At 64.2% G+C, this 26329-nt stretch carries 27 protein-coding genes; 9 read left to right on the top strand and 18 right to left on the bottom strand.

The genetic code is table 11. From position 1 onward, the window contains the following. Position 1 precedes the first annotated feature (1 nt). Genes FJ986_RS28575 through FJ986_RS28560 form a run of 4 tightly spaced genes read left to right on the top strand, consistent with a single transcriptional unit; the run spans position 2 to position 3376 of the window. Positions 2–961, top strand: a complete 960-nt coding sequence (locus FJ986_RS28575) for a carbohydrate ABC transporter permease (RefSeq protein WP_140500406.1) — start codon at positions 2–4, stop codon at positions 959–961. After that, positions 958–1191: a hypothetical protein gene (locus FJ986_RS28570; RefSeq protein ID WP_140513808.1), complete on the top strand. Its 234-nt coding sequence runs from the start codon at positions 958–960 to the stop codon at positions 1189–1191. The genes FJ986_RS28575 and FJ986_RS28570 overlap by 4 nt, the downstream gene beginning before the upstream one ends. Continuing rightward, complete coding sequence (locus tag FJ986_RS28565; protein WP_140500402.1) at positions 1188–2291, top strand: ABC transporter ATP-binding protein; 1104 nt, start codon at positions 1188–1190, stop codon at positions 2289–2291. The genes FJ986_RS28570 and FJ986_RS28565 overlap by 4 nt, the downstream gene beginning before the upstream one ends. Next, the gene (locus FJ986_RS28560; RefSeq protein ID WP_140676639.1) at positions 2291–3376 is read left to right on the top strand and encodes an ABC transporter ATP-binding protein; all 1086 of its coding nucleotides are present in this window, start codon (positions 2291–2293) and stop codon (positions 3374–3376) included. Before FJ986_RS28565 ends, FJ986_RS28560 begins: the two co-directional genes overlap by 1 nt. 328 nt (positions 3377–3704) lie before the next feature. On the opposite strand, the gene FJ986_RS28555 is transcribed toward FJ986_RS28560, so the two are convergent. From FJ986_RS28555 to FJ986_RS28545, 3 genes are all read right to left on the bottom strand, one after another. Further along, positions 3705–4136: a DUF4437 domain-containing protein gene (locus FJ986_RS28555; RefSeq protein WP_140676636.1), complete on the bottom strand. Its 432-nt coding sequence runs from the start codon at positions 4134–4136 to the stop codon at positions 3705–3707. A gap of 146 nt (positions 4137–4282) precedes the next feature. Next, entirely contained in the window at positions 4283–5254 is a 972-nt protein-coding gene (locus FJ986_RS28550; protein ID WP_140676633.1) for an AraC family transcriptional regulator, read from the bottom strand. 106 nt (positions 5255–5360) lie between these two features. Next, positions 5361–6347: an AraC family transcriptional regulator gene (locus tag FJ986_RS28545; RefSeq protein WP_140500395.1), complete on the bottom strand. Its 987-nt coding sequence runs from the start codon at positions 6345–6347 to the stop codon at positions 5361–5363. A 91-nt stretch (positions 6348–6438) separates the two neighbouring features. On the opposite strand from FJ986_RS28545, the gene FJ986_RS28540 reads away from it, so the two are divergent. Next, positions 6439–7653 (top strand): MFS transporter, encoded by a 1215-nt coding sequence (locus FJ986_RS28540; RefSeq protein ID WP_140676630.1) that lies wholly within the window; start codon positions 6439–6441, stop codon positions 7651–7653. Positions 7654–7773: 120 nt separating this feature from the next. Here the strand turns inward: FJ986_RS28540 and FJ986_RS28535 are convergent, their stop codons facing one another. Continuing rightward, positions 7774–8121, bottom strand: a complete 348-nt coding sequence (locus tag FJ986_RS28535) for a GFA family protein (RefSeq protein WP_140676627.1) — start codon at positions 8119–8121, stop codon at positions 7774–7776. 120 nt (positions 8122–8241) lie between these two features. On the opposite strand from FJ986_RS28535, the gene FJ986_RS28530 reads away from it, so the two are divergent. Further along, entirely contained in the window at positions 8242–9537 is a 1296-nt protein-coding gene (locus FJ986_RS28530) for an amidase (RefSeq protein ID WP_140500389.1), read from the top strand. Positions 9538–9555: 18 nt separating this feature from the next. Here FJ986_RS28530 and FJ986_RS28525 read toward each other — a convergent pair whose 3' ends face one another. From FJ986_RS28525 to FJ986_RS28505, 5 genes are read right to left on the bottom strand one after another with little or no spacing between them, the layout of a single operon-like run. Then, positions 9556–9945: a hypothetical protein gene (locus FJ986_RS28525; RefSeq protein WP_140500387.1), complete on the bottom strand. Its 390-nt coding sequence runs from the start codon at positions 9943–9945 to the stop codon at positions 9556–9558. Between the two features lie 41 nt (positions 9946–9986). Beyond that, positions 9987–10967: a hydroxyacid dehydrogenase gene (locus tag FJ986_RS28520; RefSeq protein ID WP_140500385.1), complete on the bottom strand. Its 981-nt coding sequence runs from the start codon at positions 10965–10967 to the stop codon at positions 9987–9989. A 5-nt stretch (positions 10968–10972) separates the two neighbouring features. Then, the gene (locus tag FJ986_RS28515) at positions 10973–11689 is read right to left on the bottom strand and encodes a FadR/GntR family transcriptional regulator (protein WP_140513801.1); all 717 of its coding nucleotides are present in this window, start codon (positions 11687–11689) and stop codon (positions 10973–10975) included. A gap of 2 nt (positions 11690–11691) precedes the next feature. Then, positions 11692–12861, bottom strand: coding sequence for a mandelate racemase/muconate lactonizing enzyme family protein (locus FJ986_RS28510; protein ID WP_140584110.1), 1170 nt, complete (start codon positions 12859–12861; stop codon positions 11692–11694). 56 nt (positions 12862–12917) lie between these two features. After that, positions 12918–13805 carry a sugar phosphate isomerase/epimerase gene (locus FJ986_RS28505; protein ID WP_140513800.1) on the bottom strand — a complete coding sequence of 296 codons (888 nt, stop codon included), beginning with the start codon at positions 13803–13805 and terminating at the stop codon, positions 12918–12920. Between the two features lie 397 nt (positions 13806–14202). On the opposite strand from FJ986_RS28505, the gene FJ986_RS28500 reads away from it, so the two are divergent. From FJ986_RS28500 to FJ986_RS28490, 3 genes are read left to right on the top strand one after another with little or no spacing between them, the layout of a single operon-like run. After that, a complete protein-coding gene (locus tag FJ986_RS28500; protein ID WP_140676624.1) occupies positions 14203–15258 on the top strand; it encodes a sugar phosphate isomerase/epimerase in 1056 nt (351 codons plus the stop codon). A gap of 55 nt (positions 15259–15313) precedes the next feature. Next, positions 15314–16501 (top strand): Gfo/Idh/MocA family oxidoreductase, encoded by a 1188-nt coding sequence (locus FJ986_RS28495; protein WP_140500376.1) that lies wholly within the window; start codon positions 15314–15316, stop codon positions 16499–16501. A gap of 38 nt (positions 16502–16539) precedes the next feature. Further along, complete coding sequence (locus tag FJ986_RS28490) at positions 16540–17391, top strand: sugar phosphate isomerase/epimerase (RefSeq protein ID WP_140676621.1); 852 nt, start codon at positions 16540–16542, stop codon at positions 17389–17391. Positions 17392–17611: 220 nt separating this feature from the next. On the opposite strand, the gene phnE (FJ986_RS28485) is transcribed toward FJ986_RS28490, so the two are convergent. From phnE (FJ986_RS28485) to FJ986_RS28445, 9 genes are all read right to left on the bottom strand, one after another. Continuing rightward, positions 17612–18970 carry a phosphonate ABC transporter, permease protein PhnE gene (gene phnE, locus FJ986_RS28485; RefSeq protein WP_140513797.1) on the bottom strand — a complete coding sequence of 453 codons (1359 nt, stop codon included), beginning with the start codon at positions 18968–18970 and terminating at the stop codon, positions 17612–17614. A gap of 2 nt (positions 18971–18972) precedes the next feature. Then, positions 18973–19929, bottom strand: coding sequence for a phosphonate ABC transporter, permease protein PhnE (gene phnE, locus FJ986_RS28480; protein WP_140513796.1), 957 nt, complete (start codon positions 19927–19929; stop codon positions 18973–18975). 58 nt (positions 19930–19987) lie between these two features. Next, the gene (gene phnD / locus FJ986_RS28475) at positions 19988–20896 is read right to left on the bottom strand and encodes a phosphonate ABC transporter substrate-binding protein (RefSeq protein WP_140500369.1); all 909 of its coding nucleotides are present in this window, start codon (positions 20894–20896) and stop codon (positions 19988–19990) included. Between the two features lie 91 nt (positions 20897–20987). Then, positions 20988–21836, bottom strand: a complete 849-nt coding sequence (phnC, locus tag FJ986_RS28470; RefSeq protein ID WP_140500368.1) for a phosphonate ABC transporter ATP-binding protein — start codon at positions 21834–21836, stop codon at positions 20988–20990. A gap of 259 nt (positions 21837–22095) precedes the next feature. Continuing rightward, positions 22096–22713, bottom strand: coding sequence for a DapH/DapD/GlmU-related protein (locus FJ986_RS28465; protein ID WP_140500366.1), 618 nt, complete (start codon positions 22711–22713; stop codon positions 22096–22098). Beyond that, entirely contained in the window at positions 22710–23417 is a 708-nt protein-coding gene (phnL, locus tag FJ986_RS28460) for a phosphonate C-P lyase system protein PhnL (RefSeq protein ID WP_140676618.1), read from the bottom strand. Before phnL ends, FJ986_RS28465 begins: the two co-directional genes overlap by 4 nt. Positions 23418–23481: 64 nt before the next feature. Next, positions 23482–24258 carry a phosphonate C-P lyase system protein PhnK gene (gene phnK / locus FJ986_RS28455; RefSeq protein ID WP_056577906.1) on the bottom strand — a complete coding sequence of 259 codons (777 nt, stop codon included), beginning with the start codon at positions 24256–24258 and terminating at the stop codon, positions 23482–23484. Then, positions 24255–25220 carry an alpha-D-ribose 1-methylphosphonate 5-phosphate C-P-lyase PhnJ gene (locus FJ986_RS28450; protein ID WP_224705830.1) on the bottom strand — a complete coding sequence of 322 codons (966 nt, stop codon included), beginning with the start codon at positions 25218–25220 and terminating at the stop codon, positions 24255–24257. The genes phnK and FJ986_RS28450 overlap by 4 nt, the downstream gene beginning before the upstream one ends. Beyond that, on the bottom strand, positions 25217–26329 hold the full coding sequence (locus tag FJ986_RS28445) for a carbon-phosphorus lyase complex subunit PhnI (protein ID WP_140676615.1): 1113 nt from the start codon (positions 26327–26329) through the stop codon (positions 25217–25219). Before FJ986_RS28445 ends, FJ986_RS28450 begins: the two co-directional genes overlap by 4 nt.

The raw sequence follows: 26329 nt of genomic DNA, 5'->3' as shown, positions 1-26329 counted from the left end.
GATGGCCGCCGTCCGCACTTCTTCCGAGATCGCCCTCAACCGCGTCGCAATCGTCGCCGTGCTGGTGGCGACAGTGATCTTCCTGGCGCCGATTTACTGGATCGCCTCGACGGCGTTCAAGCCGCGCAATCTTGCCACCACCATCCCGCCGACGGTCGTGTTCCAGCCGGAGATATCGCCCTTCGTGAAGCTGTTCACCAAGCGCTCGCAATTGCGCAGCCCGCCTTCGCCGGAAGAATACGCGGCGGCGCCCTGGTGGGAACGCGTCGTCTTCGACGGCGGCGAAAAGATCGTGCGCGACGGCAAGGGCCAGGTGCAATGGTCGGGCTATCCGAACCGTTTCATGAATTCGCTGATCGTCGCGATCACCTCGACGGTGCTGGCGGTCGGCATGGGTACATTCACCGCCTATGGCTTCTCGCGCTTCAGGGTCAAAGGCGAGGCGGACCTTTTGTTCTTCATCCTCTCGACCCGCATGCTGCCGCCCGTGGTGGTGGCGATCCCGATGTTCCTGATGTACCGGGCGGTCGGCCTCAACGATTCCCATATCGGGCTGATCATCCTCTACACCGCCTTCAACCTGTCCTTCTCGGTTTGGCTGATGAAGGGCTTCATGGACGAGATCCCGAAGGAGTACGAGGAAGCGGCGCTCGTCGACGGCTATACGCGCATGGAAGCCTTCTTCAAGATCGTGCTGCCCGAAGCCGCCACCGGCATCGCCGCGACGGCCGTGTTCTGCTTCATCACGGCATGGAACGAATATGCCTTCGCGCTGATCATGACCAATCGCCGCGCCCAGACCGCACCGCCGTTCATCCCGAGCCAGGTCGGCTCCGGGCTGCCGGACTGGACGGTGATCGCCGCCGGCACTTTCCTGTTCCTGCTTCCTGTCGCCATCTTCACCTTCCTGCTTCGTAATCACCTGTTGCGCGGCATGTCCTTCGGAGCGATCCGCAAATGAGCTTTCGCGCCATCAACCAGAAATATCTGGAACCAGGCAGCCAGGTGCTGATGGTGCTCGGCATCGTTGCGCTCTGCCAGCCCTGGAACTTGCTGCTGCACAGCTATGGGCTGACCATCATCCTGATCGGCCTGATCGGCTTCAACATCACCTCCAAGATCGCACCGCAAGAGGAAGCCGGAACCGGCCAGTCAGGCGATCCGCAGCGAAATCCGGGAGCGCAGCATTGACCCAGATCGAGCTTCGCGGCGTCCAGAAGTTCTTCGGCGCCGTCCAGGTCATCAAGGACCTCAACCTCAAGATCGAAGACAACGAGTTCATCGTGCTGCTCGGTCAGTCGGGCTGCGGCAAGACGACGACGCTGCGCGCCATTGCCGGGCTGGAGACGATCGACGAGGGCGACATCCTCATCGACGGCAAGCCCATCCAGCATCTGAAGGCCGCCGATCGCGACATCGCCATGGTCTTCCAGTCGTTCTCGCTGTACCCGCATATGAGCGTCTACGAGAACATCGCCTTTCCCTTGCGCGCCACGCGAAAGAGCAAGAGCGAAATCGACCAGGAAGTTCGCTCGGTCGCCAAGACGCTGCAAATCACGGACCTGCTCGGCAAGAAACCGTCGGCGCTGTCGGGCGGCGACATGCAGCGCGTGGCGATCGGCCGGGCACTGGTGCGGCGGCCGAAAGCGATGCTGATGGACGAGCCGATCGGCGCGCTCGACGCCAAGCTGCGCGAGGAGATGCGGGCCGAGATCAAGCGGCTGCACATCAAGCAAGGCTCGACCACCATCTACGTCACCCATGACCAGATCGAGGCGATGAGCCTCGCCGATCGCATCGTCATCATGCATGAGGGGGTTCTCCAGCAGGTCGGCTCCCCCGACGAGGTCTATTCGCACCCGGCCAACCTCTTCGTCGCGCAATTCGTCGGCAGTCCGGTGATGAACGTGGCCGACGCGGCGGTGGCCGAAAAAGCCTCGTCGGCCTCGGTGACGGTGGGCGATGCGCCAACCGGTTTCGAATTCCCGCGCGCGCTCCTGTCGAAGCTGAACGGCCATGCGGGCGGCCGGCTGGCACTCGGCATCAGGCCGGAAGGCGTCCTCATCAGCCGTGAGGCGGCGGAGGGCTTCATGGCGGTCGAGACGCAGATCGTCGAGCCGCTCGGCTCGTTCGACATCGTCGACCTGAAAGTCGGCTCCAAGATGCTGCGCGCCCGCACCAAGAGCGGCTTCATTTCAGGTCCCGGCGAGAGGGTGTTCGCCAGGATCGATCCGACACAGGCGCATTTCTTCGACGCGGCGAGCGGCAAGTCGCTCGGAGTGAGACTCTGATGGCCCATATCCAGCTCAAGAACATCTCCAAGACGTTCGGCAATCACACGGCCCTGACCGGGCTCGACCTCGACATCGCCGATGGCGAGTTCTTCGTCCTGCTCGGCGAGACGGGCGCGGGCAAGACAACGACGCTGCGGCTGATCGCCGGACTGGAAAAGCCGAGCGAGGGCCAGGTCTTCATCGACGGCATCGACGTTGCCGACTGGGGCGCCGCGGAGCGCGACGTGGCGCTGGTGCTACAGCAATATTCGCTCTACCCGCGCTATACGGTGCGCGAAAACCTCGAATTCCCGCTGAAGCCGAAGATCCGGCGGCTGCCCGACGCCGAAATCAAGGACCGCGTCGAGCGCGCGGCGCGGACGCTCAGGATCGAGCATCTGCTCGACCGCAAGACCGACCGGCTGTCGGGCGGCGAGATGCAGCGCGTCTCGATCGGCCGGGCCATCGTGCGCAAGCCGCGCGTGTTCCTGATGGACGAGCCGCTGTCGGCGCTCGACGCCAAGCTGCGCGAGGCGCTGCGCACGGAACTGAAGAACCTGCAGATGCAGCTCGGCGCCACCTTCCTGTTCGTCACCCACGACCAGATCGAGGCGATGTCCATGGGCGACAAGGTGGGCGTGCTCAACCATGGCCGCATCGTCCAGACCGGCACGCCACATGAGATCTACAACAATCCGCGCGACACCTATGTGGCGAGCTTCGTGGGCTCGCCGCCGATGAACCTCATCGACGGCAGGGTGGTCAACGATCGTGCGGTCATGGCGCCGCTGAATTTCGAATTGCCGCTTTCAGGGGGAGCCAAGGCGAGTGCGGCGACCGACGGTCGCCCGCTCGTCTTCGGCATCCGCCCCGAGGACGTCTATCTCGAGAGCGGTGCGCCGGTCGAGGCGCGCGTCCACGACGTCGAAAACCATGGCGTGGAAAAGATCCTGACGCTGCGCGTGGGCGAGACCACGCTGCGCGCCACGGTGCCGGCGCGGACCGATGTCGCGATCGAGCAGCCGGTGCGCTTTGCCTGGAATCCGGACAAGGTGGTGCTGTTCGACAAGGGCAGCGGCGTGAGTTTGCGGCACGCCGGATGAGGCGAATATCGCGAATGCGATGTTCCGGACAGCGCCCTAAACAAAAAGCCCGCCTTGCGGCAGGGCAAGGAATCCGGGTTAACGGGTCCCTCCGGAGCCTTCGTCGGTGCGCTGTTGATGAAGCATTGAACGGAAAAACCCGCCTGTGCGGCGGGTCCCTGGCGCAACTCAGCACCATAACCAAATATCTACCATAGTTGCCTTCACCCAGTCAAGAAAAAATTCCTATCATGGGAAACTGGCACAGCGGGACCGGCTGTGGTCAGGTCTTGTCAACCCGAGTTCTGAGCCCCCGCAGCAATGTCGGCCGGACAGCCGTCCCGCACCTCTACTTCGGCAGGTAGGTCTCATAGGGCTCGGTGTTGATCAGCAGGATCACGCATTCCGTGTCCGAGAGGCAGGCGTCGTCATGCATCTCATTGGCCTTCTGGGTCCAGTAGGATCCGGGAGGCAGTTCGACCTTGCTCGCCTCGCCGCCTTCCATCTGCCAGTGCGCCCATAGGCCCTGGATCAGCACGGCGCGATAATCGGCGGTGTGCGCGTGAACAGGAGCGCGCCAGTTGCCCGGGACTTTCAGCAAGGTTCCCGCGGGGCCCTTGGCCCTTTCTCCCCATAGCGGACCGAGGCGCTGCGGCTGGTCCGGCGCCTCGGAAACATAGGGAATCTTGCTGGCCGGCAGATAGCTGTCCTCAAGGGCGAAGGCACGGCCGGGGATAGTGAGCATTGCAGCCAGCGTCAGGATTTTTAAGTGATTTGGCATCGCTTCTCCTCTTCGGGCCGACTTGCCGCCGGCGCTCGTCTGTTGGATGACAAGCTATTGCAAATGGCCAAACCGGGAATGGCATTCTGTCCGGAACACTTGGCAATTCATCCAGGCCGGAAATCGCCACTGCAAACAGCGTTGATTTAGCCTTTTCCCGAGCCGCCGCCCGCGGCGCGCAAATGGCTGGGCGCGCTGCCGACGATGCGCTTGAAGGCCCGGCTGAACGACGCTTCCGAATCATAGCCCAATCTGGCGGCGATCACCGACACCCGCATCCCTTCTTCCTCGAGCCACCGTCTTGCCTGATGCATGCGCACCCCGGCGACATATTTTGCCGGCGTCTCTCCGACGACGGCCGTGAAACGTTCGGCAAAAGCCGACCGTGAGGCGCCCATCTCGCGGGCCAGCGCTTCGACGGTCCAGTTCCTGTCAGGCTGCCGATGAATGGCGACCAGCACGCGGCCGATGTCCCGATCCTTGATCGCCGCGATCCAACCCGTGATGTCACCGGCGCTGTTCTCCACCCAGGAGCGGATGATGGCTGCGGCCAATACATCGGCCAGCCGCGCCAGCATCATGCCGGAGCCGGCCCGGTTCCTCGTCGCCTCGTCGGCCATGGCTTCCAGCAAATGCGGGATGCCTGGCTCGCCGGCCATCAGCTTCTTCGCGCGCAGCATATCCGGCATCATGGCCAGCAGTGGATGCGAGCCATCGTGGTTGAAGTGCATGCTGCCGCAGAACAGCAGCGTTTTTGCACCATGGCCGCCGTTCGAGACGGCGTAGACATTGTCCTGCAGGGGCTCGACGCTGTAGCTTTCGAGCGGTTCGGCTTGTACGCCGGGTGCGCTGGCGAGGATATGCTCGGCGCCGCGCGGCAACAGCAATGCATCGCCGGCTTTCAGTTCCATCCATTCGCCTGGTGGCGAAAGCAGCCAGCATCCGGCACGGCCGATGAAGTGAAACCGCGCCGCCTTCTGCACCGGAAAGAGCACGGCCCAAGGCGCGCCCAGTTCGCAGCGGCCATAGTCGACGCCCTCGAGGCGCAGCGCGCGCAACATCTCGGTCAACGCACCCCCCGGGGTCGGCACAGTGTCGTTGGGCGAGGTCAAGTCCATGGCGATTCCTACAGCAGTTCAGCGTCCCACGGAAACGCTGAACTGCTGTATCTCTTCGGGCAATTCCGGACGGAATTGCTCCGGCCTGGAGTCACGGCCTGGCGCTTCAGCCGGCCTGGCGGATCTCAGCATGTTCCTCGGCACGCAGGTGGCTGGGAGCCGAGCCGATGACGCGCTTGAAGGCCCGGCTGAAGGCGGCGTCCGACTCATAGCCCAGCCGTGTGGCGACGACGGAAATCTTCTGGCGATCGCGCACCAGCCATTGTCGGGCCTGGTGCATGCGCACCTGGGTGACGTACCTGGCCGGCGTCTCGCCGACAATGGTGGCAAAACGCTCGGCAAAGCCCGATCGCGAGGCGCCCATCATCCTGGCGAGCGCCTCGACGGTCCAGTCACGGTCCGGCTCGAGATGGATGGCGGCCAGAACGCGCCCGATGTCCGGGTCCCTGACCGCCGCGATCCAACCGCTGGAATCGCCGCAGCCGCGCTCGACCCATGAGCGGATCACGGTGGCGGCAAGGACGTCGGCGAGCCGCGCCAGAATGCCGCCGGAGCCGACACGCTCCATCGTCACTTCACGCGCCATCGAGTCCAGGAGATGCGGAATACCCGGCTCATAAGCTTCGAGTTCATGCGCGCGCATGACATCAGGCATCATGCCGAGCAGGGGATGCAGGCCATCGATGTTGAAGTACATGCTGCCGAAAAACAGCAGCGTGCCCGGACAGCGACCATCGGGGCACATGGCTTCATTGGACATGCAATAGACGTTCTTGCAGACTTCTTCGGCCGCGTAGCCCTGGATCGGCCAAGCCTTGGTGCCCGGTTCGCTTGCCAGCACATGCGCTGCGCCACGCGGCAGCAGTGCCGCGTCGCCCGCCTTGAGCTCGACCCACTCGCCCGAGGGCTGCATCAGCCAGCAGCCCTTGCGGCCGATGAAGTGGAATCGCGCCGCTGCTTGGGCCGGAAACTGGATGCCCCAAGGCTCCCGCATTTCGCAACGGGCGTAGTCGACACCGTCGAGACGCAGCCCGCGCAATATGTCTGTCAGCGGATCGCCAGTGGTCGGAATTTTGGACGAACGGTCAAACATAATGGTGTTTCTAGCATGGAAACTCCAGGCCGTCACTCCCTATGTTGCAGTGCAGCCAAATGTTGCGCTGCAACTTCATCGGAGACTGACCATGGCCGAACCCGCGACGGGCGTCGTCGACGCCGCCCTATTGAACACTGTCGATCAGGAGGAACGAACAGAGCCGGCATGGGGCGCCGTCGTCTCGCTGGCGCTTGGTGTTTTCGGTCTCGTTACGGCGGAATTCCTGCCCGCCAGCCTGTTGACGCCGATGGCGAGCGATCTCGGCGTCAGCGAAGGCGTTGCGGGACAGGCGGTCACCGCGACCGCGATCGTCGGCGCCATTGCCGCTCCCACGATGGCGATCATAACACGGCGCATGGACCGCAGGCTGGTGATGTGGATGCTGACCGCGTTTCTGATCGCCTCGAACCTTTTGGCCGCCTTTGCCTTGTCGCTGCCCATGCTTCTGCTTGCCCGCGTCGTGCTCGGCGTTGCGCTCGGCGGCTTCTGGGCTATGTCGGCGGCCATGGCGTTGCGGCTGGTGCCGATGCGGTTGATGCCACGCGCCATGTCGATCATCCTGACCGGCGTTTCGCTGGCCACCGTCACCGCCGCCCCTGTCGGCGCCTATGTCGGTGATATCTGGGGCTGGCGCACGGCTTTCATGATCGCCACGGTCGTCGCCGCGCTGGCGTTGTTGGTGCAGGTGGCCACCATTCCGAAACTGCCGCCGATGGGCGTGGCAAGTTTCCGCACCTTGCTCGAGGTGCTGGAGCGCCCGTCGATCAGGGTGGCGCTGCTGGTCGTGCTGCTGGTCGCTTCGGGGCACTTTGCCGGCTTCACCTATGTGCGCCCCTTCCTCGAGAAGATCCCGATGCTCGGCATCGAGACAATCTCGCTGGTGCTCCTGGCCTATGGCATAGGCGGCTTCTTCGGCAATATCGCCGGCGGCATCCTGGCCGAACGCAATCTCAAGGCCGCCGTCGCGCTGGCACCCCTGCTGATCGCAGTGGCCGCCGCCTTGATGCTGGTCTTCGGCGCCTCGCCGGCGATCGCCGCCGCCGCCGTGGCGGCCTGGGGCTTTGCCTTCGGCGCGGTGCCGGTCGGGCTGCAGACATGGCTGGTGCGGGCCGCGCCCGATCAAGCCGAGAGCGCCGGCGGCCTGATGGTCTCCACCTTCCAGGTGGCGATTGCGCTCGGCGCCGTCTTTGGCGGCCTGCTGGTCGATCATGCCGGCGTCGCCAGTGCCTTCGCCTATTGCGGCGTGGCGACTTTGCTGGCGGCAGTCGTGGTGTTTCTGCTCGGCCCAAAACGCGCCGAGTAGGCTCTCCCGACAAGCATCCCTGACTTGCGCAACGGCCCGAGAACCATCATGGTTCTCGGGCCGTTGCCTTTGCGATGGCGGCGTCGCTGACAGGCAGACGCGGCAGGCTGCCGGCGAAACTCAGGCTGAACGCCCATCGAAGTCGAAGATCGACAAGGCGGACGGATCGACATCGGTGACACAGTTGACGTTGATGTAGGCGCTGCGTTCACTCCCCTCGCGCACATCCTCGGCGAAAGGATGGATGCCGCAGGTGCGACAGAAGCGGTGCGCGATGGCGTGGTTGCCGAATGTGTAGGTGCCGATCTCGTCGCTCCAGGCCAGCACCCGCAGCGCCTGATGCGGAACGGCGCACAGCAAGGCGCCCTTGCGCGAGCAGATCGAGCAATTGCACCGCACGGCTCCGGTCAGTTCCGCCTCGAACTCGAAGGCGACCTTGCCGCAATGACAGCTGCCTTTGTAGAGCATCGTTCTCTTCCTTGCGTCCGCCAGGGGTGCAAAACCGCCCGCGCCGGGTTAAGTCTCGGCACGCCACGCGCCGGCTGCTAAGCTTAAGACGTCCCAGAGGTCCGGAGTCCGACACCGAAGATGCAATCCGTCCGCGATCACCTGGAAACTACCCTTGCGCGTCTCGCCGCCCGTGCCGGTGAAGAACGTGTGTTCACGAAACTCTATATCGAAGCCGCGCGAGCCGCAGCCGATGCCGCCGACGCGCGGCGGAGGGCCGGCGTGAGGCTCGGACCGCTCGACGGAACGATCATTTCGATCAAGGACCTGTTCGATGTCTGCGGCGAGGCGACCACGGCCGGATCACTGCTGCTCAAGGATGCTGCGCCGGCAATTGGCGACGCCATGATTGTGCGCCGGCTGCGGCAAGCCGGCGCGGTGATCATCGGCAAGACCAACATGACCGAGTTCGCCTTTACCGCCATCGGCGACAACCAGCACTATGGCACGCCTGGCAACGCGACCGATGCCGACCGCATTCCCGGCGGCTCTTCCTCCGGCGCCGGCGTTTCCGTCGGCGAGGGGACGAGCGAAATCTCCATCGGTTCCGACACTGGCGGGTCGATCCGTATTCCGGCGGCACTTAACGGCGTCGTCGGCTTCAAGCCGACGGCGCGGCGGGTGCCGCTCACAGGCGCCTTTCCACTGTCGGCCACGCTGGACTCGGTCGGCCCGCTCGCCCGCACCGTGGCGCAATGCGCCGCGGCCGATGCGGTGATGGCGGGCGAGGACTTGGCGCTGCCTGCGCCACTCGCCCTTGCGGGGCTGCGCATCGGTCTCCCGCGCGGCGTGCTTTTCGGAGAGACTGAAGGCGCGGTGGCAGCAGCGTTCGAGCGCTGCCTCGGCAAGATCGAGCAGGCCGGCGCACGGGTCGCGGACCTGTCGATCGACGACCTGATCGCCGACCTTCGCGCGGTCACAAAACGCGGTTCGATCGCCGCGATGGAAGGGGCCGAAGTGCATGCAGACTGGCTGGCGGCGGGCTCTCCGGTGCCGGTTGACCCGCATGTGAGCGGACCCTTGTCGCGGGCGGCAATGCTGCCGACCCCGGTTTACATCAGGGCACTGCGTCGCCGTGCCGTGCTGGCCGCCGCCATGGATGAGCGGCTGACGTCGGTCGATGTGCTGGCCCTGCCAACCACGCCGGTGACAGCGCCGACCATCGTCTCCCTGGCGCAAGATGCCGGTCTGCGCGATCGCACGGAGGGCCTGCTGCTGCGCAACACGCAGGTGGCCAACCAGTTCGATCTCTGCGCGATCTCGCTGCCGATACCAGGCATGGCGCTGCCGGCCGGCTTGATGCTGGTGGCGCGCCACGGCCACGACCGCCGTCTGCTGAGCATCGCCGCTGAAGTGGAGAGATTGCTGGGCGGCTGATCGGGACTGAACCGAATGTCAGTGTGAAGAGCAGTGCTTGCGTTCGCTGTCCTTGGCGGCGCGCTCGACGGCCGTCGCGATCAGCCACGGCAGGCTGTATTGCTTGCCGGTGATGGTCTGGGTGCGTCGCTCGATCGATCCCCTGACGACAATCTTGCCGGCAGAGAGCGCATCCGACGCCTCGACCATCGCCTTGTCCTTCGTCGGCAATCCGCCGGTGTCGATCGACACGCCTTTGATGATCTTGCCGGTGGCGAGGTCGAGCACGCTGTTCGATGGGCAGGGAGCCTTGAAGCAGCGCAGCCCGTTGTCGCAATAGACATAGCTGCTTTCGGCCGCGGCGAGCGAGGGCAGCAGGCCCGCTGAAGTGGTGGCAAGGCACAGGAATGCGAGGCGGAGAACGGACATGGCTCCAGCGTCGCGAAGAATTGGGGCGAAACGGCGATGGTCTAGCTGTCGGCGGGAAACCGTCGCCGATAATGCCCGACCACTTCCGGGTTGCGCAGATTGACCGGCAATTTGCCTGCCAGGACCAGCAGGGCCTCGCCGGCCGCGCCAACGCCCATGCGCATCATCGATTCCTCGGTGATGCCGGCCATGTGCGGGGTGATGACGACATTGTCGAAGCTGAAATAGGGATGATCCGGTGGCAGCGGCTGCGTCGAGAACACGTCGAGCGCGGCACCGCCGATGCGGCGCTCCCGCAAGGCCTCGATCAGCGCGTCGTCATCGACGACGGGCCCGCGCGACACGTTGATCAGCAGCGCGTTGGGTTTCATGCGCGATATGCGTTCGCGGCTGATCAGGCCGCGCGTTTCCGGCGTCAGCGGACAGCACAGGACGATGATGTCGCTCTGCTCGACCAGCGCGTCGATCGACAGGAAGCCGACCTTGTCCGGCGCCGGCTGCATGCTGCGGGTCGTTGCGACCACTTTCAGGTCGAACCCATGCGCGGCGATATGGCCAACGGCCTGTCCGACGGCGCCGAGACCGACGATGCCGATCGTCTTGCCGGCGAGCTCGATGTTGGAATTGGCGTGCTCGCGACCGGCAAGCCAGCCCTTGGCGCGCAGGTCGCGGTCGACGACACGAAACTGCCGAAGCAGGGCGAGGGCTGCAAACATCACATGCTCGGCCACCGAGCGTGCGTTGACCGCCGGCACGTTGGCGACCAGCACACCTGCCGCGGTCGCTGCTTCCATCGGGATCATGTCGAGCCCGGCGCCATGGCGGATCGCTGCCCGCAACCTGGTGGCACCCTCGAACAGCAGGGGCGGCAGGGGCGCGCGCACAATGACGATGTCGGCATTCCTCGCCTCGGCGGCCAGCGTGCCCGGATCGATGGCCGAGGCGACGACAAGCTCACCCGCCCCCGCCAGCATGGCCGCGGCGCGCGGATGCAGTCTGTGCGTCGACAGGATGCGCGTCATCCCCGTCAGGCCTGTTCGAGCGTCGGGTTTTGCGGCGCCGCCCCGAGGCCTTCGATCAGCCCCTTCCAGTAGCTTTCCGCGCCCTGCAGGTGGGCGCTCATCAGCGCCTGGGCGAGATTGCCGTCGCGCCGCAGCAGCGCCTCGTATATCTGGATGTGTTCGGCATGCGAGCGCACGCTGCGCTCCGGATCGTTGAAGTAGATCGGTAGGCGCTGCTCGCCCATCAAATAGTAAACGCTGCAGATGTTGTGGAAGACGCCATTCTTGGTGGCGCGCACGATCTCGAGATGGAATTCGCGGTCCTCCTTGGCGAGGCCTTCGCCTGCCGCGATGCGTTCTTCCGAGGCCTTCAGGATCTCGCGCAGCCGTTCGAAATTCTCCTCGGTGGCACGCGAGCATGCAAGTTCGGCCGCCTTGATCTCATGGATCTTGCGCAATTCGACCGTCTCGTAGATCTGCAAGGGATCGAGCGGCAGGCCGGCGCGCGCGAACAGCGCCAGCGCCTCGACGCTGGCCTGCTTGGTGTCGATATAGATGCCGGACTTGGCCCTGCGCTCGACGATGCGCATGGCCTCGAGAATGGCCAGCGCTTCGCGGATCTGGCCGCGGCTGACGCCGAAATGCTCCGCCAGTTCGCGTTCCGACGGGGTTCGGCCCGTCTCCTTGTCGGAATGGGAGAACAGATAGGCGGCAAGCTCCGCGAGAAGGTTGTTTTCTTTCATCGTCAATTGCGTTGCGCGTGCGCCTCCAGGAATCGCTCCGAAATGGTGAATCCCAATCCGGGTTTTTCGGGGATCGCTATCATACCGTCCCTGGCTTCGACAGTCTCTTCGACAAGGTCGTGGATCATCGGATTGGCACCGAGCGAGTATTCGACGGTGAAGCTCGACGGCGAGGCGGCGCAGACATGCAGCCCGGCGAAGAAGCAGGGCGCGCCGGCCCATAGATGCGGCGCAAAGCGCAGGTTGAAGGCACTGGCGATGGTTCCGATCTTCATGGCCTCGCTGATGCCGCCGCAGAAGGCGGGATCGGGCTGGAAGATGTCGGCGGCCTTGAGCACGGCGAGGTCGCGGAAGGCATAGCGGGTCGCATCGCTTTCCCCGGTGGCGATCGGTATGGCGCCGGAGGCACGGACTTCGGCAAGGCCGGACTTGTCGTCGGCGATCACCGGCTCCTCGAACCAGGCAAGGTCGAGATCGCCGGCGAGATGGATGAAACGCTTGGCCTCCGCCACCGTATAGGTGCCATGGGCGTCGACCATCAACTCGACGTCGGGGCCGAGCGCCTCACGGGCGGCGCGAACGCGAGCGGCCGACACATGCGCGGCGCCATCCATGGCGCCGATGCGCATCTTCAGCGCCTTGAAGCCGCCCTTGGCGACATAGGATTTGAGCTGGTCGCCGATCGCGTCGGCGGACGCCCAGCCACCCGAGGCGTAGGCTGGCATGCGATCGAGCTTGCGCCCACCGATCAGCCGCCAGACCGGCTGCCCGAGCGATTTGCCCAGTATGTCCCAGAGCGCGATGTCGACGGCGCTGATGGCGGCCACGCTCATGCCGCGCCGCGCCAGCTGCGGCATGGCATGGCCGGCGCGCGCCGCGCTGTCGTGGCGCACGCCGTTGTAGAGCATTTCCCAGATGATGCCGATATCGGCCGGATCGCGGCCGACGAGCTGCGGCCCGACCTCGCGGTTCAGCATATGGACGAGCGCACCATAGCTGCCGGCGCTGCCGGCGGCGTTCTTGCCTTCGCCCCAGCCGACCAGCCCGTCATCGGTTTCGATGCGCAGGATGGCGGCGTCGAAGGTCGTCACCTGACCGAAATCGCTGCGGTGCTGCTTGGCCGCCTCGATCGGTATGCGAATCCACCAGGCCTGGACGCTTTTGATGCGCATGGTCTTCCCCGGCCCTGCCGCCGGATGGCGGGAGGGCTCATTCCCAATCGGATCGGCTACTTGATCAGCGGCAGCAACGTTTCGGCAGTGATCCGCATCTGGTCGGTGTAGAACTTTTCCGTCAGCACGCTGGAGCCGTGATCCTGGATGAATTTGAGCTGCTCGGGCGAGATGTCGACCGGGTGGCGTTCGACCATGTCGGGGTAGGGCGCGGCCGGTGTGCGGTCGACAGGCGCGACGAACTCGTTGGTCAGCGCCCCGTCATAGCCGACCTCCCGCAAGGTCGCCACGATCTTCGGCCAGTCGATCTGGCCAAGGCCTGCGGCGAAGCGGTTGTTGTCGGCGACATGGAAGTCGAACAGGCGCTTTCCGACCTTACGGATCGCGTCGTAGACGTTAAATTCCTCCATATGGATGTGGTAGGCGTCCAGGCAGACGCCACATTCCGGGCTGACAGCGTCGGCCAATGCCAGGGCCTGGGCGCCGCGATTGAACAGGTAGGTCTCGAAACGGTTGAGCGGCTCGACCGCGATCTTGACGCCGACCTTCTTGGCGTGGGTGAAGCACTCCCTGGTGGCATCGACCACCCACTTCCATTCCTCTTCCTCGGTGCCGTCCGGCACGACCTTGCCGACGGTCGCGGGAACCAGCGTGATGATCTCGCCGTCGAGTTCGCTGACCATGGTCAACACGTCCTTGACGTATTGCACGGAGCGCTCGCGCTGGCCCTGGTCCCGGGCGGCAAGGTTGCGTTCGCCCAGCATCAAGGTCACGGCGCCCCAGCAGCGTATGCCGTGCTCCTTCAGGAGCGCGCGCGTCTCCTTGGTCTTGTATTGGTCGGGCTCGCCGGAAATCTCGATCGACTCATAGCCGAATTTCTTGATGCGCTTGAGCGTCGTCTCCAACGGTTCCGCGCGCATCCAGTTGTGCGTCGAAAGATGCATGGTCTGTCCTTCCCGGATCGTCCCTAATGGTTCGCCTGCAACATGCCGTCACCGGATGTGACGGACGGTTCCTCCCCAAGGCGTTCCAGCATTTCTTCGCAAACTGGTTCGACCAATTGGGCCCAAGACGAGGTCTACAGCAATTTCCCACGCGCGGCAAGAACTGTGCGATGGCAACTTGATGTCTGGATTACTCCATTGATTATATTGGACTATGCTGCCCTCCCGTGGCACGGTGGAGGGCTCTGAATGTGAGAGGCAAGGCTTGACCAAATCGCCACGTTTGGTAATACCAGAATGACAATGCATGCAAGTGACCGTTGAGAACAGACCAAAGTGGCTGGCCCTGTCTTCAATCAGCGCTATGCTCGGTCGCGAACAATGAGGGAGGATGCCGATGCCGACGACGATGAAGGGCCCTGGACTGTTCCTGGCGCAGTTCGCGGGCGATGCAGCGCCGTTCAATTCGCTTGCATCGATCACAAAATGGGCGGCCGGCCTCGGCTATAAAGGCGTGCAGATCCCGACCTGGGACGCGCGCTTGTTCGACCTCCAGAAGGCTGCGTCTTCCAAGGCCTATTGCGACGAGGTGAAGGGCATCTGTGCCGACGCCGGCGTCGACATCACCGAACTATCGACGCATCTGCAGGGGCAATTGGTGGCGGTGCATCCGGCCTATGACGCGCAATTCGACGGCTTTGCGCCGGCTTCGGTGCACAACAACCCCAAAGCGCGGCAACAATGGGCGGTCGAACAGATGCAGTTCGGGGCCAAGGCGTCGCGCAATCTCGGGCTCGACGTCTCGGTGAGCTTCAGCGGCGCTCTGGCTTTCCCCTACCTCTATCCCTGGCCACAGCGGCCGGCCGGATTGATCGAAGAGGCGTTCGCAGAACTAGGCAAGCGCTGGAAGCCGATCCTCGATGTCTATGAGGACAATGGCGTCGACGTCGGCTACGAAATCCATCCCGGCGAGGATGTGTTCGACGGGGCGACGTTCGAGATGTTCCTCGACGCGGTCGGCGGCCACAAGCGCTGCAACATCAATTACGATCCGTCGCACTTCCTGTTGCAGCAGCTCGACTATCTCGAATTCATCGACATCTACCACGAGCGCATCAAGGCCTTCCACGTCAAGGACGCCGAGTTCAATCCGACCGGGCGGCAAGGCGTTTATTCCGGCTACCAGAGCTGGACGAACCGCGCCGGCCGCTTCCGCTCGCTCGGCGACGGACAAGTGGATTTCGGCGGCATCTTCTCCAAGCTGACGCAGTACAATTATGATTCCTGGGCGGTGCTGGAGTGGGAGTGCTGCCTGAAGCATCCGGAAGATGGCGCGGCCGAAGGCGCGCCCTTCATCCAGCACCACATCATCCGGGTGACGGAGAAGGCGTTCGACGATTTCGCCGGCGGTGCCACGGATAAGAAGGTGCTGCGCGCCATGATGGGAATCTAGCGCGGGTTTTCCCTCTCCCTCGAGGGGGAGGTATCTCAGACACGAGGGAGACGACATGGTCGGTGCATCGAAGTCGGAAACGGGAGGCGGCCCGATCCGCTATGGCATGGTCGGTGGCGGGCAAGGCGCTTTCATCGGCGCGGTGCACCGGATCGCGGCGCGCATGGACAATGAGTTCGTGCTGGTCGCCGGCGCGCTGTCGTCCGATCCGGCGCGCGCCAAGGCCTCTGCCGCCGAGCTCGGGCTCGACCCTTCGCGCAGCTACGCGTCCTATGCCGAGATGGCCAAGGCCGAGGCCAAGCGCCCGGATGGCATCGAGGCGGTGGCCATCGTCACTCCGAACAATGTGCATGTGCCGGCGGCCAGGGCGTTTCTTGAAGCCGGCATCCATGTCATCTGCGACAAGCCGCTGGCGACGACGCTGGCCGAGGCAAAGAAGCTCGCGGCGATCGTCGAGAAGACCGGCAAGGTGTTCGTGCTGACCCACAATTACACCGCCTATCCGATGATCCGCCAGGCGCGCGAGATGGTGGCCAAGGGCGTGCTCGGCGACATCCGCATCGTGCAGTCGGAATATCCGCAGGACTGGCTGACGGAGGACCTTGCCGCCACCGGTCAAAAACAGGCGGCGTGGCGTTCCGACCCCAAGCAGGCCGGCGCCGGCGGCGCGCTCGGCGACATCGGCACGCATGCCTACAATCTTGCGCGCTTTGTCTCCGGGCTGGAACTCGACACTCTGTCGGCCGATCTCGACGCCTTCGTGCCGGGACGGCAGCTCGACGACAATGTCAACGTCATGCTGCGCTTCAAGCCGGTCGGCAAGACGCATGCGGCAAAAGGCATGATCTGGGCAAGCCAGGTGGCGCCCGGCCATGAGAACGGGCTGAAGCTGCGCATCTATGGCTCGAAGGGTGGGCTGGAATGGGTGCAGGCCGACCCGAACTATCTCTGGTATACGCCGTTCGGCCAGCCCAAGCAGCTGATCACCCGCAACGGCGCCGGCGCGCTGCCGGTGGCGGGCCGTGTCAGCCGCGTTCCCTCCGGTCATCCCGAAGGCTATCTCGAAGGCTTCGCCAACATCTACCAGGAGGCCGCACGCGCCATCCGCGCCGCGCGGCGCAAGGGCGGCAAACCTGCCAAGGACGTCGTGTTCCCGACCATTCAGGACGGCGTCGAGGGCATGGCCTTCATCGAGGCCTGCGTGAAATCGTCGAAGAAGAATGGAGCGTGGACGAAACTTTAAATTGACCTCGCGGGGGATCATTTTGGGGAGGGGCGTCGATGAAAATCGGCATGTGCATGTTCTTGTGGACGACGGCCGTATCGAAGAAGCACGAGCCATTGCTTCGCGACATCAAGGCCACCGGCTTCGACGGCGTCGAGATACCGATCTTTGCCGGTATGCCGGACGACTACAGGAAACTCGGCGAGCTGCTCGATCGCATAGGGCTTGAACGGACCGCCGTTTCAGCGATGGGCGATCCGGCGATGAACCTGATCTCGGCCGATGCGGCAACGCGCAAGGCCGGTGTCGACTACATGAAATGGGCGATCGATTGCGCAGACGCCCTCGGCGCCAGAACGCTGAGCGGCCCCTTGCATTCGACGCTCGGCGCCTTTTCCGGGTCCGGCCCGACCGCGGCCGAGAAGAAACGCTCCGTCGCCTCGCAGCGCGCCATCGGCGATCATGCCGGCAAGCGGAACGTCACCATCGGGCTCGAGGCGCTCAACCGCTTCGAATGCTATCTCCTCAACACGATGGCCGACCTGTCGGAGCATATCGATGCCATCGACCGGCCGCACATCAAGGCGATGTACGACACCTTCCACGCCAATATCGAGGAGGCAGACCCGATCGGCGCCTATACGAAGCATCGCAGGAATGTCGTGCATATCCATATATCGGAGAACGATCGCGGCGTGCCGGGGCGCGGCAACATCCCCTGGAAGGAAACATTCTCGGCCATCCGCAAGAGCGGCTACGACGACTGGCTGACGATCGAGGCGTTTGGACGTTCGCTGAAGGATCTCGCGGCGGCGACCAAGGTGTGGCGCGATTTTTCCGAGAGCCCGGAAGCGGTTTATCGGGATGGATATAAGCATATCAAGAACGGGTGGAAGAAGGCCGCCTAGGTGCCTTGGTCGGGCGATAGTGACGCGAACAAGACCTGCGTCGGCGACCTTTGGCGGATAGAAAGAAGCCTCGGCCTAGGGCGACAGGCGTCAGCCAGGACGGCCTGGCGCCATTCCTCTCCCCCGTCGATCGGGGGAGAGGTGTCGAGCGCAGCTCGACGGAGTGGGGGTCGATCCTTGGCGCGGCACCATACGATGCCCGTGCTTATGCGTCACAAGGTTAGCCCTGCTCGGCCTGCAACCTGTTGTAGTCGTGAATCGTCCGGCTCAGCCTGCGGCGCAGGAAATTGGAAATGTTGTCGAAGATGAAGACCACGACCAGCGTCAGCAGCACCATGTAGAAGACGTTGGCCCAGTTCGAATTGGTGCGCATCGCTTCCCACAGTTTCAGGCCGATGCCGCCGGCGCCGACGGCGCCGATAATGGTTGCGCCCCTGGTGTTGGATTCCCACTGATAGAGCGTCTGGCTGATGAACACCGGCACCACTTCCGGCAGTACGCCGTAGCGCTGCACCAGAAGACGGTTGGCGCCTGTCGACACAACACCTTCGCGCGGCTTGTCATCGATGTTCTCCAGCGCCTCGGAATAGGTTTTGCCGAGCGTGCCGATCTCGGTGAAGAAGATCGCGGCGCTGCCGGCCAGCGGACCCGGTCCGAAGGCGCGCGTGAAGAACAGTGCCCAGATCAGCATATCGATGGAGCGCATGAAGTCGAAGAAGCGCTTGAGCAGCTGGTTTACCAGCCGGTTGGGGGTGATGTTGCGGGCGGCGAAGAAGGCGAGCGGGAAGGCGACGATGCCGCCGAGCGCGGTGCCGAGAAAGGCCATGACGATGGTCTGCAACAGCTTTGTCCAGACATCGCCATGCTGCCACTGCGCATTGTTCCAGATGTTGTTGCCGGCGAGCGCCAGATTGGAGGTGCCCGCTTTCAGCTCGGGGCCCGACGTGATCAGTGACACCACCTCGCCGGCGGATTTTCCGAAGAAGGGCGAGCGTGTGTCGAAGACGAAGTTCGCCCAGCCGAGAAAGCGCTTGCGGATCCTGACGCGATCGGGGGCGACGCGGACCTCGCCGGCGAAGCCCATGTCGGCGACGACCTCATCCTCATGCACGGTGACCCAGTCGGGAACAGGTCCCGAGACCAGCGGCTTGCCGCTGTCCAGCGCCACCGCCACGCTCGTCCCAGCGGCGACGATCGTTGCTCGTGCCTTGTCGAAGGTGACCGACTTCGCCGTGCCGTCGATCAGGACCGTCACCGAACCGTCGGCGTTGGTCTTGACCCAATCCGGGTGGGGATTGGGGCCGAGTACGGAAAAGCGGGGGTATTTGGCCGTTATCTGCGGCTCGTCGAGGCGGAAGATCGGCTGCACGTCGTAACTGATCCACTGGGTCAGGAACAGCGGCAGCCGCTCCCAATGCGATTCCCGCAGCACTTGCGGCAGATTGAAGAACCACAGCGCGTAGAGCAGGTAGAGCAAGATGCCGCCAAGCAGCAGCAGCGGCCCGAAACGCTTGTGGAACGGCCGGCGGAACACTTGCGGGAAGCGTTCCTCGATCGACTGGATTTCGGCGGCGGTCATGATCAGGCGCTCATCACAAAGGCCTGTTCGCCGACCAGCTTGCGGCGCAGCCAGGCGGAGAACTGGTCGACGATGAAGATGGTCGTGAACAGGAGCAGCACCAAGGCTATCGTCTTGGCGCCGAAGCCGCGCGAGATCGACAGCTTCAGCTCCTCGCCGATGCCGCCGCCGCCGACCGCGCCCATGATGGTGGAGATGCGCACGTTGATCTCGATCCTGAGCAGCGTATAGGACATGAAATTGGGCAGCACCTGCGGCAGGCCGGCAAAGCGTACCCGTTCGAACCAGTTGGCGCCGACGGCCCGCAGGCCTTCCTCGGCGCGCATGTCGATGTTCTCGTTGATCTCATAGAACAGCTTGCCCAACGCGCCGATCGAATGCAGACCGATGGCGATGATGGCGGCGATCGGACCTATCGAGACGATGGCCGCGAACAGGCCGGCGATGACGATCTCGGGAAAAGCCCGCAGCAGTTCCATGAAGCGCTTGACGACAAGCCGCAGCAGCGGATGCGGCGTCAGGTTGCGCGCCGCGATGAAGGAGAACGGCACGGCGAAGACGAAACCGATAAATGTCGAGACCAGCGCCACGTTAAGCGTGGTCAGCATCAGCTCGAAATATTCGGGGATGTAGAAGCCGCCCCAGACATAGGCGCGGCCGAGCGGAAAGTTGAATTCCTGCGTGCCGGTGTCATGCGGGGAGGCGATGTCGAACAGCGCCCGCCAGACATCGTTCCAGTCCTTGGGAACGAGCCAGCTCAGGAAATCCAGTATGTGCGGAAGCCGGTCGAAGAAGTGTCCGGCATTGGCATCGTCGGCGAACCACATGGTGCCGCCGAGTGCGACCAACAGCAGGCCGACGCCGATGGCGGTGTAGAGCCGGCGCAAGGAGGTCTGGCGACGCCAGGCGTCGGCCATCTGGTGCGTGGCGCCGGAAGGAGCTGTCAGGGAAAGGGTCATGGTCGGAGATGCAAGAAGGGCGGCGTTTTCTCGACGCCGCCCTTCCTGACTTCTGCCTTTAGCCGCCGATGGCTGCCTTACGGGCTTCGACGATGACGTTATAGAAATCCGCCTTCACCGGAACGTAGCCGGTAAAATCACCGCCTTCGACGCCTTCGAAGCAAGCCTTGTCCTTCTTGGGCAGGTCGGTGAAGAAGGCCGCCAGCTTGGCCGTCATCTCGTCGCCGAGCGCCGTGCGCACGACCAGCGGACCGTTCGGGATCAGGCCCGAGCGCCAGACCTCGACGAAGTCGTTGGGGTCGACGGCGCCCTTGGCGACTTCCTTGTGGAAGGTGCCGGAGGTGTAGCCGTCCTTGAAGTCGCCGATGCCGGAGGAATCGTCCACGGCCACGTCGACCTTGCCGTCTCGCACGGCGAGCACATTGTTCTCATGGCCGCCATTGAACTGGGTCGAGGCGAAGAAGGTCTCGTTCGACGCGCCCGTGTCCTTCGGAATCTGCGTCAGCGGGATCAGGTAGCCGGAGGTCGAATCCGGATCGGCGTAGCCGAGCTTCTTGCCCTTGGCCGACTTGATGTCGGTGATGCCGGAGGACTTCAGCGCCAGGCCGATCGAATAGTAGCCGGTCGCGCCGTCGGTCTGCTGGGTGGTGAGGATCGGGGTTACCGCCTTGGGATCCTTGAGGACGACGCTGGCATAGCCGGAAGCGCCGAGTTCGGCGAAGTCGAGCGTGCCGCCGAGCAGGCCCTGGATGACGCCGTCATAGTCGGCGGCCGGGAACAGCGAGACCTTCTCGAAGCCGAATTCAGCCTTCAGGTGATCGGCCAGGCACTGGTAGTTGCGCAGCCGGTCGGTTTCGTTCTCGCCGCCGAGGATGCCGACGCGGAATTCCTTCATATCGGCGGCATGCGCCGCGCCGGTGGCCATTGCAAGCACCGAAACGGCGCTGAAAACCATTTTCCTGAACATCTGATTTCTCTCCTGTAGGTTCCGGCCCCGCGCCGGCGGCGTTGGTGATTTTGACGGGTGCCCTGACGCGGGCTGGCGATCCAGGTCGCTCTCAGTAACCCGGGAATGCGGGTTCGAGCGGTCCGGCGGATGCGGCGATCTTTTGCTTGAAGGCAACGCTGGTCGAGGTGATGGCCTCGGATATCTCGCCGCCATTGCTGTCGGCGCCATAGACGAGACGGACGGCCTCGCGGTTAAGCTCCTCCGGCGGCCCGTCGAACACGACCTTGCCCGCGGCCATGCCGATGATGCGGTTGCAATAGGTGCGGGCGGTGTCCAGCGTGTGCAGGTTGGTGACCACGGTGATGCCCTCGCGCAAATTGATGTCCTGCAGCGAATCCATCACCACCTTGGCATTGAGCGGGTCGAGCGAAGCGATCGGCTCGTCGGCCAGGATCACCCGGGGCTGCTGCATCATGGCGCGGGCAATGGCGACACGCTGCTGCTGGCCGCCCGACAAGGTGCCTGCGGGCTGCAGCGCGGTACGGGCGATATCGAGCCGCTCGAGGGCGGCGACCGCCTGCGCACACTCGGTCCGCGAGAACATGCCGAAAAGGTTCGACAGGGTCGGACGATGGTTCAGCCGGCCGAGCAGCACATTGGTCAGCACGTCGAGGCGCGGCACAAGGTTGAATTGCTGGAAGATCATGGCGCAGTCGCGCTGCCAGCGCCTGAGCGGCGAACCGCGCAATTGCGAGACCTCGGCTCCGTCGAAGAAAATCGATCCATGGCTGGGATCGATGAGGCGGTTGATCATACGCAGAAGCGTCGACTTGCCGGCGCCGGAACGGCCGATGACGCCGACCATCTGACCCTGCGGGATCGAGATGCTGACATCGTTAACGGCGGTGTTCTTGCCAAATCGTCGGGTGACGCCGCGGATTTCGAGCGTGGCTGACATGGTGCGTTCCCGTCCAGTCGCGGTTGAAGGTCCTGTTGACCCTCGCTAGCGCAGCGCCATGAACCTGCGGTGTCGGATTGATGTCAGTTTTGTTACCACCCACAGCCGTGTCGTGCGCGATCAGGCCAGGACCATCAGTTCCTCGAAGTGCTCCATGTCCCTGAAGCTGCGGAAGGCAGGCGGCTCGAGAAGACAGCCCCCTGCCCGAACTCTATGTAAGGGATGCGAATAGTGAGCAGCCCTATTCCATTCACCACCGTCATCCACCGTATTTTTCCAGGAAAGCTTCGGCCTCGAGCTGACGGAAATCGTCGAGTGCGGCGCGCAGCCTCGCATGGTCCCAATCCCACCAGGCAAGCGCCTGGTAGCGCTCGGCGGTGCGGCGGTCGAAGCGCTCGCGGATCGGCTTTGCCGGCACGCCGGCGACGATGGTGTAGGGAGCGACATCCTTCGATACCACCGCTCCGGCGCCGACGGCGGCGCCATCGCCGACGGTGATGCCGGGCAGGACTGTCGAGCCATGGCCAAGCCATGTGTCGTGGCCGATTGTGACGCGCCTGGCGCGGCGCTCAGCGAAAAATTCGCTCTCGTGTTCGGCATCGTCCCAATAGTCCGATGCGCGGTAGGTGAAGTGGTGCAGCGTCGGTCGCCAGGTCGGGTGGTTGGTGGCGTTGATGCGCACGCTTGCCGCGATGTTGGAGAATTTGCCGATCGTCGCACACCAGACGGCGCAGTCCTGCATCATGTAGGAATAGTCGCCGAGTTCGCTTTCCGAAACCCGACAGCGGTCGGCGATTTCGGTCCACCGGCCAAGCGTCGAATTCTCCACGTCCGCCGTCGGGTGGACCAGCGGCGTCTCCGACAATTTCCTGCTCATGCGGCGAGCTTTCCCGGGGCGAAGGCGGTGACGTCGATGATGCGGTCGGCCACCGCTTCGCGCACATCATGGTCGTGGAAGATGCCGAGCAGGGCGACGCCTGCCGCCTTCTTGGCGGCGATGAGTTCGATCACCACCTCGCGGTTCCTGGCATCGAGCGAAGCTGTCGGCTCGTCGAGCAGCAGGATCGGGTGCCCGGTGATGAAGCCGCGCGCGATGTTGACGCGCTGCTGCTCGCCGCCGGAGAAGGTCGCCGGCGGCAATGCCCAGAGTTTTTCCGGCAGGTTAAGCTGCGCCAGCAGGGCGCGCGCCTTGCTTCTTGCTGCTTCGCGATCCTCACCGCGCTCTACGAGCGGCTCAGCGACGACGTCGAGCGCCGATACGCGGGGCACGGTGCGCAGGAACTGGCTGACATAGCCGATGGTCTGGCGGCGCACGGCAAGCACGGTGCGCGGGCTGGCGCTGGCAAGGTCGATCAGCCCGTCTTCGTGCGTGACGATGATCTGGCCTTCGTCGACGGCGTAATTGCCGTAGAGCATCTTCAGGATCGAGCTCTTGCCGGCCCCGGACGGGCCGCCGAGCACGGTGCATTCACCGGCGCGGATCGAGAAGGAGACACCGGCGACGACAGGCAGTTTGATGCCGTCGCGCAGATGCATGGTGAAGCTCTTGGCGACGTCGGAAACAACGAGAGGCGTCGGCATCAGAAGGTACTCCAATCGTTATTCGTTTGCGGGCAGGACAGAGGGGGGTGACTTGGCGCCATCGTCAAACCTGCAGAATCGAGGAAACAAGTAATTGCGTGTACGGCGCGCGCGGGTCGTCGAGCACGCGGTCGGTGAGGCCGCTTTCGACGACGCGGCCGTCCTTCATCACCATCATGCGCTGCGACAAAAGCCGCGCCACCGCGAGGTCATGGGTGACGACGATGGCGGCGAGGCCGAGATCGGTGACGAGGCCGCGCAAGAGGTCGAGCAGGCGCGCCTGCACCGAGACGTCGAGGCCGCCTGTCGGTTCATCCATGAACACCAGCCGCGGGCCGGTGACGAGGTTGCGGGCGATCTGCAGGCGCTGGCGCATGCCGCCGGAAAAGGCGCGCGGCTCGTCGTCGATGCGGTCTTCCTCGATCTCGACGCGCGACAGCCAGTCGACGGCGGTGGCGCGGATCTTGCCGTAGTGGCGGTCGCCCACCGCCATCAAGCGTTCGCCGACATTGGCGCCGGCCGACACCGTCATGCGCAGGCCGTCGGCCGGATTCTGGTGGACAAAGCCCCAGTCGGTGCGCATCAGGAAGCGGCGCTCGGCCTCGCTCATGCGGTAGAGTTCGCGGAACTGGCCGTCGCGCATGCGGTAGCTGGCGGTGCCGGATGAGGGCAGCAGCCGCGTCGACAGGCAGTTGAGCAATGTCGTCTTGCCGGAGCCGGATTCGCCCACGACAGCCAGGACTTCGCCCGGCCACAGATCGAAGGTGACGTTGTCGCAGCCGACGCGCGAGCCGTAGAATTTCGAGAGCGCCGAAACGCGCAGCAAGGGTTCGTCGGTCATTGTATCTCCTTACCCTCCCCCTTGTGGGGAGGGTCGGCGCGCAGCGCCGGGGTGGGGGCTGCCGATGGGTCGCTACCCCCACCTTCGGCGCGACCTCCCCACAAGGGGGAGGTAGGGGTGCTGCGCCGCTTCTCGCAGTGGTCGGTGTCGGAGCAGACGAACATGTGGCCGCCGTGGTCGTCGAGGATGACCTCGTCGAGATAAACGTTCTCGGCGCCGCACAACGCGCAGGGCTGGTCGAAGGTCTGCACCTCGAACGGATGATCCTCGAAGTCGAGGCTGACCACATCAGTGAAGGGCGGCAGCGCATAGATGCGCTTCTCGCGGCCGGCGCCGAACAGCTGCAAAGCCGGCGAGCGGTGCATCTTGGGATTGTCGAATTTCGGCGTCGGCGACGGGTCCATCACATAGCGGCCCTCGACCTTCACCGGATAGGCGTAGGTGGTGGCGATGCGGCCGTGCTTGGCGATGTCCTCGTAGAGCTTCACATGCATGAGGCCGTATTCCTCCAGCGCATGCATCTTGCGCGTTTCGGTCTCGCGCGGCTCGAGAAAGCGCAGGGGCTCGGGGATCGGCACCTGGTAGACCAGCACCTGGCCCGCGGCGAGCGGATGTTCGGGAATGCGATGGCGGGTCTGGATGATGCTGGCGCTGGCCGTGTCGGTCGTCACCGCGACATTGGCGACCTTCTTGAAGAAGGCGCGGATCGAGACCGCATTGGTGGTGTCGTCGGCGCCCTGGTCGATGACCTTCAGCACATCGTCGGGGCCGATGATCGAAGCGGTAACCTGGACGCCGCCGGTGCCCCAGCCATAGGGCATCGGCATTTCGCGCGAGGCGAACGGCACCTGATAGCCGGGAATGGCGATGCCCTTGAGGATCGCGCGACGGATCATCCGCTTGGTCTGTTCGTCGAGATAAGCGAAGTTATAGGCGGCGATGTCGGTCGGTTGCGCGCTCATTCCGCGGCCTCTTTCTTCTCTTCAATCTTGCTGGGATTTTCGCGGGCGTCGTACTCGGCGCGCATGCGGCGCACGAGGTCGAGTTCGGCCTGGAAGTCGACATAATGCGGCAGCTTCAGATGTTCGACGAAGCCGGTCGCCTGGACGTTGTCGGAGTGCGAGATGACGAATTCCTCGTCCTGGGCGGCGGCGACAATGTCCTCGCCGAGTTCGCTTGCACGAAGAGCGCGGTCGCAGAGTGCCATGGCCATCGCCTTGCGCTCGCTCTGGCCGAAGACCAGGCCATAGCCGCGGGTGAATTGCGGTGGTGCCTTTGCCGAGCCCTTGAACTGATTGACCATCTGGCATTCGGTAACGCGCACCGTGCCGAGCGGCACGGCGAAAGGCAGTTCGGGCACGTCGAGCTCCAGCTCGACCTCGCCGATGCGGATCTCGCCGACGAAGGGATGGTTGCGGGCATAGCCGCGCTGCGTGGAATAGCCGAGCGCCAGCAGGAACCCCTCGTCGCCGCGCGACAGCGCCTGCAGGCGGATGTCGCGAGCCATCGGGAACTCCAGCGGCTCGCGGGTGATGTCGCCGGGGACATGGTCCTGAGGCATGTCTCCGTCCGGCTCGATCAGCCCTTCGCGGGCAAGGATCGCCGAGACGCGCGGCATTGCCTGCGCTTCCGTCTCGCGCCGCAAGGGCGCGGCGACATCGGCGCCGGCGGCAAGCTCGGGATCGAGCAGCCGGTGCGTGTAGTCGAAGGTGGGCCCAAGCAACTGGCCGCCGGGCAGGTCCTTGTAGGTCGCCGAAACGCGGCGTTCGACCAGCATGGTGGCGGTGTCGATGGCATTTGTATAGCCAAAGCGCGGCAGCGTGGTGCGGTAGGCCCGCACCAGGAAGATCGCCTCGATCATGTCGCCGCGCGCCTGCACGATAGCGAGTGCGGCGAGTTCGCGATCGTAAAGCGAGCCTTCGCTCATCACCCGGTCGACGCCGAGCGCCAGCTGTTCGACGATCTGGTCGAGGCGCAGTGCCGGTACCGAGCGGTCACCGCGCCGACGGTCGGCGAGCAGGCTGTGGGCGTTGGCGATTGCAGCTTCGCCGCCTTTTACCGCGACATACAT

The sequence above is a fragment of the Mesorhizobium sp. B1-1-1 genome (assembly GCF_006442955.1).
Lineage (GTDB): Bacteria > Pseudomonadota > Alphaproteobacteria > Rhizobiales > Rhizobiaceae > Mesorhizobium.
The sequence above is the reverse complement of the archived record's forward strand: the minus strand, read 5'-3'. Positions and strand labels throughout refer to the sequence as shown.

Bases quoted from the DNA above. Each gene is read 5' to 3' on its own strand.
- FJ986_RS28575 (WP_140500406.1), top strand. From the start codon at position 2: ATGGCCGCCGTCCGCACTTCTTCCGAGATCGCCCTCAACCGCGTCGCA.
- FJ986_RS28570 (WP_140513808.1), top strand. From the start codon at position 958: ATGAGCTTTCGCGCCATCAACCAGAAATATCTGGAACCAGGCAGCCAG.
- FJ986_RS28560 (WP_140676639.1), top strand. From the start codon at position 2,291: ATGGCCCATATCCAGCTCAAGAACATCTCCAAGACGTTCGGCAATCAC.
- FJ986_RS28555 (WP_140676636.1), bottom strand. From the start codon at position 4,136: ATGCCAAATCACTTAAAAATCCTGACGCTGGCTGCAATGCTCACTATC.
- FJ986_RS28550 (WP_140676633.1), bottom strand. From the start codon at position 5,254: ATGGACTTGACCTCGCCCAACGACACTGTGCCGACCCCGGGGGGTGCG.
- FJ986_RS28545 (WP_140500395.1), bottom strand. From the start codon at position 6,347: ATGTTTGACCGTTCGTCCAAAATTCCGACCACTGGCGATCCGCTGACA.
- FJ986_RS28540 (WP_140676630.1), top strand. From the start codon at position 6,439: ATGGCCGAACCCGCGACGGGCGTCGTCGACGCCGCCCTATTGAACACT.
- FJ986_RS28535 (WP_140676627.1), bottom strand. From the start codon at position 8,121: ATGCTCTACAAAGGCAGCTGTCATTGCGGCAAGGTCGCCTTCGAGTTC.
- FJ986_RS28530 (WP_140500389.1), top strand. From the start codon at position 8,242: ATGCAATCCGTCCGCGATCACCTGGAAACTACCCTTGCGCGTCTCGCC.
- FJ986_RS28525 (WP_140500387.1), bottom strand. From the start codon at position 9,945: ATGTCCGTTCTCCGCCTCGCATTCCTGTGCCTTGCCACCACTTCAGCG.
- FJ986_RS28520 (WP_140500385.1), bottom strand. From the start codon at position 10,967: ATGACGCGCATCCTGTCGACGCACAGACTGCATCCGCGCGCCGCGGCC.
- FJ986_RS28515 (WP_140513801.1), bottom strand. From the start codon at position 11,689: ATGAAAGAAAACAACCTTCTCGCGGAGCTTGCCGCCTATCTGTTCTCC.
- FJ986_RS28510 (WP_140584110.1), bottom strand. From the start codon at position 12,861: ATGCGCATCAAAAGCGTCCAGGCCTGGTGGATTCGCATACCGATCGAG.
- FJ986_RS28505 (WP_140513800.1), bottom strand. From the start codon at position 13,805: ATGCATCTTTCGACGCACAACTGGATGCGCGCGGAACCGTTGGAGACG.
- FJ986_RS28500 (WP_140676624.1), top strand. From the start codon at position 14,203: ATGCCGACGACGATGAAGGGCCCTGGACTGTTCCTGGCGCAGTTCGCG.
- FJ986_RS28495 (WP_140500376.1), top strand. From the start codon at position 15,314: ATGGTCGGTGCATCGAAGTCGGAAACGGGAGGCGGCCCGATCCGCTAT.
- FJ986_RS28490 (WP_140676621.1), top strand. From the start codon at position 16,540: ATGAAAATCGGCATGTGCATGTTCTTGTGGACGACGGCCGTATCGAAG.
- phnE (WP_140513797.1), bottom strand. From the start codon at position 18,970: ATGACCGCCGCCGAAATCCAGTCGATCGAGGAACGCTTCCCGCAAGTG.
- phnE (WP_140513796.1), bottom strand. From the start codon at position 19,929: ATGACCCTTTCCCTGACAGCTCCTTCCGGCGCCACGCACCAGATGGCC.
- phnD (WP_140500369.1), bottom strand. From the start codon at position 20,896: ATGTTCAGGAAAATGGTTTTCAGCGCCGTTTCGGTGCTTGCAATGGCC.
- phnC (WP_140500368.1), bottom strand. From the start codon at position 21,836: ATGTCAGCCACGCTCGAAATCCGCGGCGTCACCCGACGATTTGGCAAG.
- FJ986_RS28465 (WP_140500366.1), bottom strand. From the start codon at position 22,713: ATGAGCAGGAAATTGTCGGAGACGCCGCTGGTCCACCCGACGGCGGAC.
- phnL (WP_140676618.1), bottom strand. From the start codon at position 23,417: ATGCCGACGCCTCTCGTTGTTTCCGACGTCGCCAAGAGCTTCACCATG.
- phnK (WP_056577906.1), bottom strand. From the start codon at position 24,258: ATGACCGACGAACCCTTGCTGCGCGTTTCGGCGCTCTCGAAATTCTAC.
- FJ986_RS28450 (WP_224705830.1), bottom strand. From the start codon at position 25,220: ATGAGCGCGCAACCGACCGACATCGCCGCCTATAACTTCGCTTATCTC.
- FJ986_RS28445 (WP_140676615.1), bottom strand. From the start codon at position 26,329: ATGTATGTCGCGGTAAAAGGCGGCGAAGCTGCAATCGCCAACGCCCAC.